The organism is Microcella sp. (assembly GCF_040286215.1).
In the GTDB taxonomy this organism is placed as follows: domain Bacteria; phylum Actinomycetota; class Actinomycetes; order Actinomycetales; family Microbacteriaceae; genus Microcella.
Window position 1 is genome coordinate 13,021 of record NZ_JAVKCK010000022.1, and the last position, 15,300, is coordinate 28,320.

The window sequence follows — 15,300 nt, forward strand, 5'->3', positions numbered from 1 at the left end:
CACCATGGCACTCGCCACCCGCACCGACCTGCGCAATGTGGCGATCGTCGCCCACGTCGACCACGGCAAGACCACCCTTGTCGATGCCATGCTGCGCCAGACCGACTCCTTCGCCGCGCACGCCCACCTCGAGGATCGGGCGATGGACTCGAACGACCTCGAGCGCGAGAAGGGCATCACGATCCTCGCCAAGAACACGGCGGTGACCTACAAGGGCAAGCACGCCGACGGTCAAGAGATCACGATCAACGTGATCGACACCCCCGGCCACGCCGACTTCGGGGGCGAGGTCGAGCGCGGGCTGAGCATGGTCGACGGTGTCGTGCTGCTCGTCGACGCGAGCGAAGGCCCACTGCCGCAGACCCGCTTCGTGCTGCGCAAGGCGCTCGCCGCCAAGCTTCCCGTGATCCTGCTCGTCAACAAGACCGACCGCCCCGACGCGCGCATCGAAGCCGTCGAGGAAGAGACGCACGACCTGCTGCTGGGTCTCGCGAGCGACCTGCAGGATGAGGTGCCCGACCTCGACGTCGACGCCATTCTCGACCTGCCGGTCATCTACGCCTCGGGTCGAGCCGGGGCGGCGAGCCGCAATCGTCCCGCCGACGGAGAGCTGCCCGACAACGACGATCTCGAGCCGCTCTTCGAGGCGATCCTGCAGCACGTCCCCGCGCCGGTCTACGACGACGAGCACCCCCTGCAGGCGCACGTCACCAACCTCGACGCGAGCCCGTTCCTCGGTCGTATCGCGCTGCTGCGCATCTTCAACGGCACGCTCAAGAAGGGCCAGACGGTGGCGTGGGTGCGTCACGACGGCACCCACTCGAACGTGCGCATCACCGAGCTTCTGAAGACGCGCGCGCTCGAGCGCTACCCCGCCGAGTCGGGCATGGCCGGCGATATCGTCGCGGTGGCGGGCATCGAGGAGATCACCATCGGCGAGACGATCGCCGACCCCGAGGATGTCCGTCCGCTCCCGGCGATCACCGTCGACGACCCCGCCATCTCGATGACGATCGGTACCAACACCTCGCCGCTCGTCGGCAAGGTCAAGGGGCACAAGCTCACGGCGCGCATGGTCAAGGATCGCTTGGACCGTGAGCTCATCGGCAACGTGTCGATTCGCGTCGTCGACATCGGGCGGCCGGACGCCTGGGAGGTGCAGGGTCGAGGGGAGCTCGCTCTGGCGATCCTCGTCGAGAACATGCGCCGCGAGGGCTTCGAGCTGACCGTCGGAAAGCCCCAGGTCGTCACGAAGCAGATCGACGGCAAGCTCCACGAGCCCTTCGAAGAGCTCACGATCGACGCGCCCGAAGAGTATCTCGGCGCGATCACGCAGTTGCTCGCGGCCCGTCGCGGCCGCATGGAGGGCATGACGAATCACGGTACGGGCTGGGTGCGCATGGAGTTCCTCGTGCCGAGCCGCGGCCTCATCGGCTTCCGCACCGAGTTCCTCACGACCACGCGCGGTACGGGCATCGCGAACGCGATCTTCCACGGCTATGAGCCCTGGGCGGGGTCGATCCTCTCGCGCAACAATGGCTCGATCGTCGCGGACCGCGCCGGTGTCGTCACGAGCAACGCGATGATGACGCTGCAGGAGCGCATGACGTTCTTCGTAAACCCGACCGAGGAAGTCTACGAGGGCATGGTCGTGGGCGAGAACTCGCGCGCCGACGACATGGACGTCAACATCACCAAGGAGAAGAAGCTCAACAACATCCGCTCCTCCACGGCCGAGGAGCTCGAGCGACTGACACCTCCCCGGCAGCTCACGCTCGAGGAGTGCCTCGAGTTCGCGCGAGAGGACGAGTGCGTCGAGGTCACGCCCGAGAAGGTGCGCATCCGCAAGGTCGAGCTCGATCAGACTCTGCGCGCCCGAGCGGCCTCGCGCCTCAAGAAGCAGAATGCCTGAGCGGAGCATCCGGGAGCGATGCGTTCGCATCGAATCGGCACGCGCGCGGCAGTAGGGTGATGCGGTGAAGATCGCGCGATTCAGCACCGACGGACAGACCCCGCAGTTCGGGATCGTCGACGATGATCACCTCGTCGTCCTCACGGGTGACCCGATGTTCCACGGCTTCGAGACGACCGGGGAGCGCGTGCCGCTCGCGCAGGCGCGCATCCTCGCCCCCGTCATCCCGCGGTCGAAAGTCGTCTGCGTCGGCATGAACTACGCCGCGCACGCCGCGGAGATGGGGCACGAGGTGGCCGAGACGCCGCTGATCTTCATGAAGCCCAACACGGCGGTCATCGGGCCCGGTGAGCCGATCATCCTGCCGCCCGTCGACGGCCGCATCACGCACGAGGGCGAGCTCGTGATCGTGATCGGCGCGATCGCCAAGCGCGTCAAGCGCGAGGATTGGAGGGACGTCGTGTTCGGCTACACGATCGGCAACGATGTCTCCGCCCGCGACGTCATGTTCGCCGACGGCCAGTGGGCGCGTGCGAAGGGCTACGACACCTTCGCGCCGATCGGGCCCTACATCGAGACCGACATCGACCCCACAAACCTCGAGATCGAGACGTTCGTCGACGGCGAGCTGCGGCGCAAGGGCAACACCAACGACTTCATCCACTCCATTCCCGACATCATTGCCTTCATCACCGATGCGTGGACGCTTCTGCCGGGCGACATCATCATGACCGGCACCCCGAACGGACTCGGCGGCTTCGTCGACGGGCAGACCGTCGAGATCCACATCGAGGGGCTCGGTGTGCTGAGCAACCCCGCCAAGAACCGCGACGATCGGGTCGACCCGGCATGACGAGCACCGTGCCGGTGACCGCCGAGACGGTGGCGGCGGTGCAGCGCCGCACCCGGCGGGTGCTCATGGTGGGGCAGGTGCTCGCCGGTCTGGGCATGGGGGCGACCCTGTCGATCGGGGCGATCCTCGCCTCGGTCATCTCAGGCTCGCCGGCCTACAGCGGCATGGCGGCGACGATGGTGACCCTCGGTGCGGCGCTCGCGGCCGTGCCGCTCGCACGACTCGCCCGCCGCTCGGGGCGCGCTCCTGCTCTCGCGACCGGCGCACTCGCCGCCGCAGTGGGTGCGGTGCTCGCCATGGTTTCCGCTGGCATCAGCAGCTTCCCGCTGCTTCTGCTCGGAGTGATGCTGATCGGCACGGGCACGGCCGTCAACCTGCAGTCGCGTTTCGCCGCTGCTGATCTTGCGGCTCCCGCGACGCGTGGTCGCGACCTGTCCCTCGTCGTCTGGGCGACGACCATCGGTGCGGTCAGCGGCCCCAACCTCATCGGACCGGGAGAGAGCCTCGGTTCTCTGCTCGGTCTACCCGAGCTCAGTGGCCCCTTTCTCTTCACCGTTCTTGCTCAGTGCCTCGCGGCCGCGCTCTACTTCGTAGGGCTCCGGCCCGACCCGCTCGCGCTCGCCGCGGCCTGGCAGGACGAGCAGGATCGTTCGACGGCGGCCGAGGCCGCGCGCTCGGGAACACCAGCCCAGCCTCCCGTCGCCTCGGTGGACGATCGCTCGGGCATTCGACTCGCGCTCCTGTCGATCGCGCTCAGTCACGCGACGATGGTGTCGGTCATGGCGATGACGCCCGTTCATCTCGCGGATCACGGTGCCAGCCTTGTGATCGTGGGATTCACCATCAGCCTGCACATCGCTGGCATGTACGCGCTGTCGCCCGTCTTCGGCATCCTCTCCGACCGTCTCGGGCGGCGGCCGACGATCCTGCTGGGGCAGGGGATGCTCCTGGCCAGTCTGGTGATGACCGGTCTCGGCTCCGAGAGCGAGGGCTGGGTGGTCGCTGGCCTGATCTTCCTCGGTCTGGGCTGGAGTGCGAGCACCGTCGCAGGCTCTGCTCTGCTGACCGAGTCGGCGGCGCCAGCACGACGGCCGATCGTCCAGGGTCGCAGCGACCTGCTGATGAGCGGCAGCGGTGCTGTGGGTGGGGCGCTCGCCGGCCCGCTGCTCGCGGGGCTCGGGTACTCGGGGCTGTCCTTCGTGACGATGACGCTCGTCGGTATCGTGCTCGCAGCTCTGGTCCTGTCGCCGCACGGTGTTCGCCCCGCGAACAGGGGGTAGCGCGGCAGCTCGGCTTCGGGGAGCGCGCCACCTAGACTGGGGGAACGCCGCGACAGGGGGTCGCGACACGGCACCGCGTGATCTGTACTCGGCTCGACCGGGGAGAGGTCGAGGGTGCTGCAGCGGGTTCGGGGGGAACCGTGAGAATGCGCGTCGTCGTCACCATAGCGCTGTCCGCCTCCCTCATCGCTGCGCCCGTGAGCGCGACCGCGGCGCAGGTCGACGCCCTCGAGCCGGGCTTGACGGCGACCGCGCCGGAGGAGCACAGCGGTGGCGCGGCGGCCCAGGGCTCCCTCGCGACCGCGTCAGGCTCGCTGCCCACGGCCGGCAGCTACGAGTCTGAGCGCGCCCTCATCCTCCAGCAGACCAACGAGCTGCGCGCCTCGAAAGGCCTGCCGGCGTTGCGGCTCAACGCCGCGCTCAACGACATCGCCCAGGACTGGTCCGTGCAGCAGGCGCGCACCTCACGCATGTCCCACCGTGATGGCTTTCACCTGCTGTACCCTGCCGGGTGGTCGCGCGCAGCAGAGAACGTCGCGGCCGGGTACAGCCCCAGCGCGGTCGTGGGTGCGTGGGCGGGTTCGTCGGGTCATCGTGCGAACATGCTCGCCAACCACACCGATATCGGCATCGGCATTGCGGCGAGCTCGACGGGGCGCCTGTACTACACGCAGAATTTCGGTCGATACTCGAGCACTCCGCCGACACCTCCCGGTGAGGTGCACCGACTCTCGGGCAGCGACCGTTTCGCGACCTCCGCCCAGATCTCGTCGCGCACCTTTCCCTCGGGCGCGAGCACCGTCTACGTGGCCTCCGGGCTCGACTTTCCGGACGCCCTGAGCGCAGCGGCCCTCGCGGGTGCCGCCGATGCGCCCCTGCTGCTCGTGACGCGTTCCTCGGTGCCGTCGGTGATCTTGCGCGAGCTGCGGCGGCTCGATCCCGACCGCATCGTCGTCGCCGGAGGGTCGGGAGTCGTTGCCTCCTCGGTCATCTCGACCCTGCGCGGCGTGACCTCGCGCGTCGATCGCGTGTCCGGCGCTGACCGGTACGACACCTCCCGCCGGCTCGCCCTCGACTCCTACGGCGGCACCGGAGCCCCCGTCGTCTACCTGGCCACGGGTGCGGGGTACGCCGACGCTCTCGCCGCTGGCCCGGCCGCCGCGTCGGTGGATGCCCCGGTCGTGCTCGTGGCCGGAGCGTCCCGCACTGCCGACGCCGCGACGCTCGCTCTGCTGCGGCAGCTGGGCACCGGCCGCGTCGTCATCGTCGGCGGCTCGAGTGCTGTCTCCTCGGGAATCCAGCAGTCGCTCGTCTCGGCCGGGCTCGTCGTCGAGCGCATCTCGGGCACCGACCGCTATGCGACGGCGGCGCTCATCGCTGGTGGGCACTTTCCGGATGCTCCGCGCAGCTATCTCGCGACGGGCACCGGCTTCGCCGACGCACTCTCGGGCGGTGCGGCCGCCGGCGCCCTCGGTGCGCCCCTCTTCACCGTGCGCCCTGGGTGCGTGCCCTCGCCAGCGCACGCCGCGCTGCGCTCCCAGAACCCTGACGACCTCGTGCTGCTCGGCGGGCTCGGAGCGCTCTCCCCCCACGTGGCGGGCTTCTACCGCTGCTGAGCCGCGCCACTCGCGCCTGGCTGATCGACGGCCGGGCATCCCGCAGCGCCTAGACTGGCTCCCCGTGACCAGCCCCGCCTTCTCCACCGCCACTGGCGCCGACGTGCGCGTGCGCTTCTGCCCCTCGCCGACGGGAACCCCGCACGTGGGGCTCATCCGCACCGCCCTGTTCAACTGGGCCTATGCGCGCCACACGGGCGGCACCATGGTGTTCCGCATCGAGGACACCGACGCGGCGCGCGACAGCGAGGAGAGCTACCACCAGCTGCTCGACGGCCTGCGGTGGCTCGGCATCGACTGGGACGAAGGCGTCGAGACGGGCGGCCCGCACGCCCCCTACCGCCAATCGCAGCGCTCGAGCATCTACCGCGCCATCATCGAGCAGCTCACCGCCTCCGGCCATCTCTACGAGAGCTACCTGACGGGTGAGGAGATCGAGGCGCGCAACGTCGCGGCCGGCCGCGACCCGAAGATGGGCTACGACAACTCGGAGCGCGAGCTGACCGACGAGCAGAAGGCCGCCTATCGCGCCGAGGGGCGCTCGCCGGCGATGCGCCTGCGCGTTCCCGACACCGAACTGAGCTTCACCGACCTGGTGCGCGGCGAGATCACCTTCCCTGCCGGCAGCTTCACCGACTTCGTCGTCGTGCGCCCCAACGGTGCTCCGCTCTACACGTTCGTCAACCCCGTCGACGACGCCCTCATGGGCATCACCCACGTGCTGCGCGGGGAGGACCTGCTGTCGTCGACGCCGCGCCAGATCGCGCTGTACCACGCGCTCATCGAGATCGGCATCGCTCAGGCGATCCCGCAGTTCGGCCATCTGCCGTACGTCATGGGGGAGGGCAACAAGAAGCTCTCCAAGCGCGATCCCGCGTCGAACCTGTTCCACCACCGCGAGCGCGGCTTCATCCGCGAGGGGCTGCTCAACTATCTCTCGCTGCTGGGCTGGTCGCTCGCTCACGACCGCGATGTCTTCACGATCGACGAGATGGTCGCCGCGTTCGACATCGCGGACGTCAACCCCAACCCGGCGCGCTTCGATCTCGCGAAGGCCGAATCCCTCAACGGCGACCATCTGAGGATGCTCGGTCTCGACGACTTCGTCGAGCGCAGCATCCCGTATTGCGCCGATGCGGGCCTCTTCAGCGATGTACCGCGCCCGGCGGAGCGCGAGCTTCTCGCGGCGGCAGCGCCGCTCGTGCAGGAGCGCGTGGGGCTGCTCGGCGAGGTGCCAGGCATGGTCGCCTTCCTCTTCACGGCCGACGATGCGCTCGAGATCGAGGCAGATGCGGCGGCGAGCCTCCAGGATGACGCGGCAGCCGTGCTCGACGCCGGAGTCACGGCGCTGGAGCAGCTGCAAGACTTCACGACCGCGGCGATCGAGGAGGCCCTGCGCGCGGCCCTCGTCGACGGCCTCGGTCTCAAACCGCGCCTGGCGTTCGGGCCGCTGCGCGTCGCTGTGTCAGGGCGGCGCGTGAGCCCACCGCTGTTCGAGTCGATGGAGCTCCTCGGTCGAGACTCCACTCTCGCGCGCCTCCGCGCCCTCCGCGCCACCCTCTAACCGTCCCCTCTTTCTGGGCCAGATCTGGCGCGTAGGGGCGCTCTCCATGTCGCCCGGCGCCCATTCGCGTCAGATCTGGCGACGAGGGGTCAGGGGGGCGGGGCGGGTAGGCGGCGCACGTCGGCGACGCGCTCGGCGATCGACGTCTGGGCGGGAGGGCGCAGCAGCGCCCACGCCACGACCATCACGAGCGTCGACGCGGCGAAGACGGCAAACCCGAGCCAGCTCTCGGAGTTCTCAACCCCTGCGTACATGCCGTTGAGGTTCTCCCGCATGCCTGTCAGCAGCACGAGGCCCACGTGCACGACGGTGAACGCGAGGTAGTACCAGAGCACCCAGGCGTGAACGCGCCGCGCGGCGACGTCGCCGAGCACGCCCGTCGCGCGCATCCATCTGCGGGGCCAGACGGGAGAGAGGCGCAGGCCGGTGAGCAGCGCGAGCGGTGCGGCGACGAACACTGTCGCGGAGTAGAACATCACCTGCAGACTGTTGTAGCTGCGCCAGCTGTCGTGGACTGGCCAGTCGAGCGACAGGTACTGCACGCCCGCCGAGATCGCGTTCGGCACCACCCCCCACTCCGTCGGCAGCAGGCGCGCCCAGTGCCCGCTCGCCAGCAGCAGCACGACGTACACGAGACCCGTCGTGATCCACAGGGCGACGACGACGAGGTGCCACCAGGTGTGGATGCCCAGCCGCTGAGGCGGTCGTGCCGTGCGCAGCGGCCTGCGGTTGCGGCGAGTCACGAACGAGATGGGCCGCGTGCGGGACCGGATGTGCAGGCCCGAGCTCACGATGAAGAGCAGGAAGAACCCGTTCAGGTAGTGGGTCCAGCTCAACCAGGCCGGGAAACCCTCCGGAGTGCCGGGAGGGGGCGCGACCGTGCCGGAGTAGTCGGCGAGGAAGGCGGCTCCCGCCGCGGTGTCTCGCCACCATCGGGCCAACAGCACGGTCGCCACGAGAACGAGCAACGCGACAGCGCCCGCGACCACGAGCGCGCGTCGGCGTCGGGGTCTCGCGTCGGGCACCCCTCTACGGTAGTCGCCGCCGGATGGAGGCGAGGTGAGCGCAGGCCGAGCGTCCGGCACCGTGTCGACGCGTGGCCTCATCCTCAGTGGGAGAATGACGCATGGCCACCCTGAACCCGCATCGCCCGGAATGGGTGCGCTGGATTCCGGCCGCGCTGCTGCTGCTGATCATCGTCGGCGCTGTGCTCGTGGCGGCGATCGCAGGACCTCGGTTGGCCGCCGGCCCTGGCCCCGCTGACGACGACCAGGTGACCGACCTCAACTGGTCGGTCTTCACCGAGCGGGGCCTGCGCTACATCGATGCCGCGCGAACCCCGCGCATCGATCTGAGCTCACCGCCGGTCGATGCCGCAGAGCTCGGGCTGCCCGCAGATGGCGCCCTGACCGTGGGGCCGCACCCGACGGGTCTCGACTACCGCCTCGTGCTCATCGCAACCGAGGCCGAGCCGAACGGCGCGCTCTTCACGACGCCGCAGTTCACGGTGACGACCTCATCGGGTCAGCTCGCAGCGGTGCGTGTCGAGGAGCGCGGATCGCTCACCTACACCGAGGCTTTCCTCGCCGTCAGCGAGCGTGTGCCCGACCTGGGCTTCACCGCTCCCCCCGCGCGCGAGCTCGCGCAGGCGATCTCCGACGCGCGCGAGAGCGGTCGTGCGGAGGTCGTCAGGAGCGACACGGGATCCGCGGCGGGGATGGACGTGGTCGCCGAGCTGACGTGCTTCGGTGCCGGCTTCTGCCAGGTCTCGTACCTCGTCACTCCGGCGGTAGGGTAAACTCGCAACTCGGCCCGGCTCCGGCTGGCGCCGGTGGGGTATGGTGTAATTGGCAACACGGCTGATTCTGGTTCAGTTGTTCTTGGTTCGAGTCCAGGTACCCCAGCCACACGCGACCTGACCTCCGCACCCGCGTACTCTCGAGAAATGCGCCTCGGTGTGATCGATGTTGGCTCGAATACCGTCCACCTGCTCGTGGTCGACGCCCACCCCGGCGCGAGCCCGGTGCCGAACCACTCGCAACGCTCCACTCTGCGGCTGATGGACTTCCTCGACGAGGACGGTGCGATCGTCGAGCGGGGGCAGCGCGTCCTCGTCGACGCGATCTGCGAGGCGGCCCAGACCGCTGAGGAGATGGGGGTCGACGACCTGCTGGCGACGGCGACCTCGGCGCTCCGCGAGGCGGCCAATGGCGAGCAGGTTCTCGCTCGCATCGCTCGTGAGGCGGGCGTCGAGCTGCAGGTGCTCTCCGGCGACGAGGAGGCGCGCGTGACGATGCTGGCGGTGCGCCGCTGGTTCGGCTGGTCCGCGGGCGAGATCCTGCTGTTCGACATCGGCGGCGGCTCGTTCGAGATCGCGCAGGGCGCCGACGAGTATCCCGACGTACAGGTCTCGCTGCCGCTCGGCGCCGCCCGCAGCACGCTGCGCTTCTTCAGCGATGACCCGCCCGCCCGCGAGGCGGTCTCCGCGTTGCGCAAGCACGCGCGGGCGGAGCTCACAGCGGTGCGCGATGAGAGGTTCACCGAGCGCCCGGCGCCCACCCGCGTCGTCGGCACCTCCAAGACGATCCGCTCGCTCGCGCGCCTCGTCGGAGGCCCTGCGGACCCGCACACCGGCGCGCTAGCCCCCGTGCACTACACCGGCCTTCGCGAGTGGGAGCCGACCCTGCGCGAGATGCCCTCGGAGGTGCGGCAGTACCTGCCGGGCATCACGCCCGAGCGCGGCTACCAGATTCTCGCCGGCGCCGTTCTGCTGCGCACCGCCATGAAAGTCTTCGACGTCTCGACGCTCATCGTCTCGCCATGGGCGCTGCGCGAGGGCATCGTGCTGCGGTACATGGACGCGCTCGACGGGCCCGCCTAACAGGGCCGAGCCGTGCGGCCGCCGGGCATCCGCTATAGACAGTGACACTATCGATAGTGCTACTATCCATTCATGAGGATGTCCGAATTGAGCTCGCGTACGGGGGTTTCCATCCCGACTCTCAAGTACTACATGCGCGAGGGGCTGCTGCCTGCAGGCGAGCGCACAAGCCCAAACCAATCGCGGTACAACGACACGCATGTCGAGCGCGTCCGGCTCGTGCGTGCCTTGCTCGACGTCGGCGGACTCGATGTCGCCCGTGCTCGCACCGTGGTGGCCGCTGTAGACGATGAGTCCATACCGCTCGGTTGGGTCTTCGGCGTCGCGCAGCGGGCCGTCACGATTCCGGCGTCGCTCGTCTCTGACTCTGCGGATTCGGACGGCAGCGATGACGCGGGCATGACGGAGGGCGAGAGGCTGATCGGGGAACTCTGCGCCAGGCGCGCGTGGCACGTCGAATTGCGCAACCCTGGCCTCGCACTGGCCGCCCGGGTGCTCGACACCTACTCCAGCCTTGGTCAGGACCGACTCCATGCCGCGCTAGATCAGTACGCCGAGGCCGCTGATCTCGTGGCAGCCGCCGACTTGGCAGCCGTCGCCTCAGCACCCGATGAGGCCGAGATGACGAACGTGGTCGTCATCGGCACCGTGCTCGGCGATGCACTGTTCGCAGGGTTACGCCGTATTGCGCAAGAAGCGGAATCGGCACGACGCTTCCCCTCGCCAGAGGGCACCCGATACCCCGTCAATGGCGCCGAGTTTCTCAGCCCACACAATCCCAAGGAGTCGTGATGACCGATCTCACTCGCAGCCCCGAGACCCGAGACCCCGACTGGCGCCTCGACCTGCCGGCGAATCGCTGGCACCGACCTTTGCTCGTTCTCGCCGTGGCGCTCGCGTTGCTCACCGTGGTGACTGTCGTCGGTCGAATCGTTGACGATCGTGAGGTGCTCGGCGTCAACTTGTGGGAGAAGCCACTCAAATTCGGCATCTCGGGCGTGCTGTACGCGGTCACCTGGGCATGGATTATCGGGCACTTCGAGCGGATGCGCCGCCTTGCCTGGTGGGCGGGCACCGTGATCACGGCGACGCTCGCGATTGAACTCATCCTGATCGTGGGGCTCGCGGCGGGAGGTTCGACGAGTCATTTCAATGTGTCCACGCCGCTCAACAGCCTGGCCTTCTCCATCATGGGCGCGGCCATCACCACGCTGTGGATCGCGACGCTGATAGCCGGGATCGTCCTGTGGCGGCATGGGGGCGCCGACCCTGCTCGCCGCGCCGCCATCCGGGCTGGCGTCAGCATCTCACTCCTTGGCATGGGCCTCGCTTTCCTCATGACCAGCCCCAACGCCGCCCAACTCGCCGATTTCCAGGGCATCGCAGGGGCGCACGCCGTGGGCGTCGCCGATGGCGGCCCCGGGCTGCCGTTCTTCGGCTGGAGCACGGAGGCGGGCGACCTGCGCATCCCACACTTCATCGGCATGCACGCCCTGCAGGCAATACCGCTGCTCGCGCTGTTGCTGGAGCTCGGCGCTCGCCGCATCGCGCTCCTGCGTGACGCCCTCGTGCGACGTGGCCTTGTGCTTGTGGCTGCCTTCGCTTATCTCGCGGTAGTGGGTCTCGTGACGATGCAGGCTCTTCGAGCCCAGTCCATCATCGCGCCCGACGTCGTGACTCTCGCGATCGGAGCCGCGATCAGCGCGCTTGCGCTCGCCGCCGCCCTGGCGGTTGTCGCCTCGGGAGCGCGACGTCAGCGACGGGCGGCTGCCAGCCAGTCGACTCCTCAGCACGCAGGTTCTCCGTCATGAATGAGCGCGAGAGTCTGGTGCAGACGTTGTCCGACGGCCGCCAGCTCGGCTTTGCGCGGTATGGGCCAGAAGGGGGCAGCCCGGTTCTGTACTTCACGGGTGGCAATAGCTCCCGTCTGGAAGGGCGATGGTTCGCCGACGCAGTGGAGCGGCAAGGAATCGATCTGATCGTGCCCGACCGCCCGGGTTTCGGACTCTCGGACTACCAGCCCAGCCGTCGTTTCCTCGACTGGCCTCTCGATGTGGCCCAGCTCGCAGACGGCCTCTCCCTCGACCAGTTCGCCGTGCTCGGGCTGTCGGGCGGCGCTCCGCACGTGGCCGCCGTGATGCACGAGCTACCCCAGCGGGTCACGCGAGCCGCGATCGTCAGTGGAGTCGCCCCGCCCGAGATGCCGAAGCGGCTCGCGGGAGCCTGGCCACCCCTGCGTGCGATCTTCTGGGCCGCTCGGCGGTCACCGCGATTGTTGACCATCATGCTCAGGCAGATGAGCGCGTTCTACTCCGATCCGGTGGCGATGCAGAGACGCATGACTCAGGCGCTCCCACAACCCGACGTGCAGCTCATCGAACGCGACCCGGCCATCATCGAGATCTTCTCGGCTGCCGCGGGCGAAGCGCATCGACATGGCGTCGACGGGGATGTTCTCGAGTGGCAGTTGTACAACCGACCCTGGGGGTTCGACATCGCCGACTTGACCGGCGAACTCGGGCTCTGGTTCGGCCGTGTCGACCGCAACGTGCCGGTGGCGATGGGAGAGTACTGGGCCGGTAAGGTTCCTCGGGCCGTACTCCACCGTGTGGAGGATGGCGGCCACTTCTCGACAATCAATAATCACATCGACGAGATACTCGAGTACCTCACAGTTGACCAGCGGCGCTCATCGTCGTCGGCCCGCAGGGTGGCCCGATAGGTTCGAGGCATGGCACCTCCCGCCGCGTCGATCGTCGGCTCGGGCCCGAACGGGCTCGCGGCCGCCGTGATCCTGGCGCGCGCGGGCATCCAGACAACTGTCTACGAGCGGTCCGCACACGTGGGCGGCGGGGCGCGCACAGCCGAGTTGACGCTGCCCGGCTTCCGTCACGACGTCGGCTCGGCCGTGCACCCCCTCGCGGTTTCCTCGGGCTTCTTCCGCCGCTTCCAGCTCTCGAAGCGCGTCGAGCTGCGCACTCCCGAGCGGTCGTACGGGCATCCGCTCGATGGTCGCCCGGCGGCGATCGCCTACCGCAGTCTCGATCGCACGGCCCACACCCTCGGTGTCGACGGTCCGGCGTGGGCGCGGTTCTTCGCCCCGCTCGTGAAGCGCGCCGCCCAAGTCGCACAGTTCACGGGATCGAGCCTCGTGCGCGTTCCTGACCACCTGATCGCGGCCGCCGTGTTCGGGCTGCGTGCCCTCGAGCAGGGTACGGCGGCGTGGAACCTGCGCTGGCGCGACGACGCAGGGCCGGCCCTGCTCGCGGGGGTGGCCGCCCACTCCGTTCAGCCCATGCCGTCGCTCGGCACCGCCGGTACAGCTCTCGCGCTCGCAACGGCCGGACACGCGGGTGGCTGGCCGGTGCCGGTGGGCGGAAGCCAGTCGATCGTCGACGCGCTCGTCGACGACCTGCTCGCCCACGGCGGCACGATCGAGGCCGGCGTCGAGATCACCTCCCTCGCCGAGCTGCCACCCTCCGACGCCGTGCTGCTCGATCTGACTCCCCGCGCGCTCGAGCGCCTCGCCGGGGATGCCCTGCCCGACCGGTATCGGCGGGCGCTGCTCGACTACCGCTACGGTCCGGGCGTGGCGAAGGTCGACTTCGCCCTCAGCGGCCCCGTGCCGTGGGTCGATTCCGAGTTGAGGAAGACCCCGACTCTGCACCTCGGGGGAACGAGAGCGGCCATCGCCGCCTCTGAGGCGCTGGTCGCGCGCGGACACCACTCGGATGACCCCTACGTGCTCGTCTCGCAGCCGTCGATCATCGATGACTCGCGGGCGCCGGTGGGGCGGCACGTTCTGTGGGCGTACACGCACGTGCCCAGCGGGTCCACGGTCGATCAGACGGAGGCGATCACACGCCAGATCGAGCGGTGGGCGCCGGGCTTCCGTGATGTGGTTCTCGCCTCTGCGAGCGCCACAGCGGCGCAGATGGAGGTCGAGAACCCCAATCACATCGGGGGCGACATCGCTGCGGGTGCCGCGACGGTGCGCCAGCTCATCGCACGCCCGACGCTGTCCGCCGAACCGTGGCGCACGCCCGTGCCCGGCCTCTACCTGTGCTCCTCGGCGACGCCGCCCGGCCCGGGGGTGCACGGTCTCAGTGGAGCGTACGCAGCCCGCAGCGCCCTGCGGCACGAGTTCGGCCTGCACCGGCTTCCCGCTCTCGGCCTCACTCAGGGTCGATAGGGCGCGTCGCTAGTCGAGCTCGAGCGAATCCCCTGCCTCCAGAGCGACGAAGGTGCCGCCGTGCTGCTCGGTCACCTGCTGGATGCGCTGGTTGGCCATTCTCTGGCCGATCTCGGAGTTCACGCGCTCATGGGTGGCGAACGCGCGCCGTGGCCGTACCGCGTCGAGATAGTCCATGACCTCGCCGATCTTCAACCACGGCGCGCTCGACGGCACGGCGAGCACGTCGACGGGCCGCTCGGGCACCGTGTACGAGTCGCCGGGGTAGTAGAGGGTCTCGTTCACGAAGACCCCGAGGTTGTCGACGATGGGGATGCTGCGATGGATCATCGCGTGGCGCCCGCCGGAGAACGCGAGCGCGAAGGGGCCGGCCGCGCGCATCTGACCGGCCTCGACGACGGTCCAGCGATAACCGGGATGCTCGGCCGCGACCCCGCCAGGCGCGAAGAGTTCCACGGGCCCGGGCGCGGCGGCCAGCAGTCGATCGAGGTGCTCGGGGGAGACGTGGTCGGCGTGCTCGTGCGTGACGATGATCGCGGCGAGGTTCTCGACAGCGAAAGGGGCGGTGAAGCCGCCCGGGTCGATGACGAGGCTCGCGCCCTCGTGCTCGAGGACGAGACAGGCGTGCTCGCGCTTGGTGAGGATCATGGGCACACTGTACTCACCGGGAGTCCGCGACCCCTTGACCGCAAATACCCCAGGGGGGTATTGTCGACGGTGTGATCGACGACATCAAGAAAAGGGCGCTGCACCGCTCGCGCATCCTGCAAGGTCAGCTGCGGGGCATCGAGAAGATGATCGAGAACGAGGACTACTGCGTCGACATCATCACGCAGTCCCTCGCCGTGCAGAAGAGCCTGCGCAGCCTCAACAAGCTCCTCGTCGAGAACCATCTGCGCACGCACGTGACCGACATGTTCGACGCCGGCGGAGACGAGCGCGAGAAGGCGATGGCCGAGCTGCTCGCCGTCTTCGAGCTCAAGAACAACCGGGGGGAGTGAC

The 15,300-nt window shown here is 69.0% G+C and carries 14 protein-coding genes and 1 tRNA gene; 13 read left to right on the forward strand and 2 right to left on the reverse strand.

The genetic code is table 11. The features are described 5' to 3' along the window. The first annotated feature begins 4 nt into the window (after nt 1-4). From typA to gltX, 5 genes are all read left to right on the forward strand, one after another. The gene (typA, locus tag RJQ01_RS11335) at nt 5-1,912 is read left to right on the forward strand and encodes a translational GTPase TypA (protein WP_350476838.1); all 1,908 of its coding nucleotides are present in this window, start codon (nt 5-7) and stop codon (nt 1,910-1,912) included. Between the two features lie 64 nt (nt 1,913-1,976). After that, nucleotides 1,977-2,765: a fumarylacetoacetate hydrolase family protein gene (locus tag RJQ01_RS11340; protein ID WP_350476839.1), complete on the forward strand. Its 789-nt coding sequence runs from the start codon at nt 1,977-1,979 to the stop codon at nt 2,763-2,765. Further along, entirely contained in the window at nt 2,762-4,045 is a 1,284-nt protein-coding gene (locus tag RJQ01_RS11345; RefSeq protein ID WP_350476840.1) for an MFS transporter, read from the forward strand. Before RJQ01_RS11340 ends, RJQ01_RS11345 begins: the two co-directional genes overlap by 4 nt. 146 nt (nt 4,046-4,191) lie before the next feature. Beyond that, entirely contained in the window at nt 4,192-5,661 is a 1,470-nt protein-coding gene (locus tag RJQ01_RS11350) for a cell wall-binding repeat-containing protein (RefSeq protein ID WP_350476867.1), read from the forward strand. Between the two features lie 64 nt (nt 5,662-5,725). Beyond that, nucleotides 5,726-7,225 (forward strand): glutamate--tRNA ligase, encoded by a 1,500-nt coding sequence (gltX, locus tag RJQ01_RS11355; protein ID WP_350476841.1) that lies wholly within the window; start codon nt 5,726-5,728, stop codon nt 7,223-7,225. Nucleotides 7,226-7,314: 89 nt separating this feature from the next. Here the strand turns inward: gltX and RJQ01_RS11360 are convergent, their stop codons facing one another. After that, nucleotides 7,315-8,250, reverse strand: a complete 936-nt coding sequence (locus RJQ01_RS11360) for a cytochrome b/b6 domain-containing protein (RefSeq protein WP_350476842.1) — start codon at nt 8,248-8,250, stop codon at nt 7,315-7,317. Nucleotides 8,251-8,351: 101 nt separating this feature from the next. Here RJQ01_RS11360 and RJQ01_RS11365 point away from each other — a divergent pair, with 101 nt between their 5' ends. The 7 genes from RJQ01_RS11365 (at nt 8,352) to RJQ01_RS11395 (ending at nt 14,298) form a co-directional block, all read left to right on the forward strand. Further along, nucleotides 8,352-9,023 carry a hypothetical protein gene (locus RJQ01_RS11365; protein ID WP_350476843.1) on the forward strand — a complete coding sequence of 224 codons (672 nt, stop codon included), beginning with the start codon at nt 8,352-8,354 and terminating at the stop codon, nt 9,021-9,023. Nucleotides 9,024-9,057: 34 nt separating this feature from the next. Then, nucleotides 9,058-9,132, forward strand: a tRNA-Gln gene (locus tag RJQ01_RS11370). A 38-nt stretch (nt 9,133-9,170) separates the two neighbouring features. After that, the gene (locus tag RJQ01_RS11375) at nt 9,171-10,106 is read left to right on the forward strand and encodes a Ppx/GppA phosphatase family protein (protein ID WP_350476844.1); all 936 of its coding nucleotides are present in this window, start codon (nt 9,171-9,173) and stop codon (nt 10,104-10,106) included. Between the two features lie 72 nt (nt 10,107-10,178). Further along, a complete protein-coding gene (locus RJQ01_RS11380; RefSeq protein WP_350476845.1) occupies nt 10,179-10,898 on the forward strand; it encodes a MerR family transcriptional regulator in 720 nt (239 codons plus the stop codon). Next, complete coding sequence (locus RJQ01_RS11385) at nt 10,898-11,917, forward strand: hypothetical protein (protein ID WP_350476846.1); 1,020 nt, start codon at nt 10,898-10,900, stop codon at nt 11,915-11,917. The genes RJQ01_RS11380 and RJQ01_RS11385 overlap by 1 nt, the downstream gene beginning before the upstream one ends. Next, nucleotides 11,914-12,828, forward strand: coding sequence for an alpha/beta fold hydrolase (locus tag RJQ01_RS11390; RefSeq protein WP_350476847.1), 915 nt, complete (start codon nt 11,914-11,916; stop codon nt 12,826-12,828). Before RJQ01_RS11385 ends, RJQ01_RS11390 begins: the two co-directional genes overlap by 4 nt. A gap of 9 nt (nt 12,829-12,837) precedes the next feature. Further along, nucleotides 12,838-14,298: a phytoene desaturase family protein gene (locus tag RJQ01_RS11395; protein WP_350476848.1), complete on the forward strand. Its 1,461-nt coding sequence runs from the start codon at nt 12,838-12,840 to the stop codon at nt 14,296-14,298. Nucleotides 14,299-14,307: 9 nt separating this feature from the next. Here RJQ01_RS11395 and RJQ01_RS11400 read toward each other — a convergent pair whose 3' ends face one another. Next, nucleotides 14,308-14,946, reverse strand: a complete 639-nt coding sequence (locus RJQ01_RS11400) for an MBL fold metallo-hydrolase (RefSeq protein ID WP_350476849.1) — start codon at nt 14,944-14,946, stop codon at nt 14,308-14,310. 71 nt (nt 14,947-15,017) lie between these two features. Between RJQ01_RS11400 and RJQ01_RS11405 the strand changes: the two genes are divergently transcribed. Next, complete coding sequence (locus tag RJQ01_RS11405; protein WP_350476850.1) at nt 15,018-15,299, forward strand: metal-sensitive transcriptional regulator; 282 nt, start codon at nt 15,018-15,020, stop codon at nt 15,297-15,299. Nucleotide 15,300: the final 1 nt, after the last annotated feature.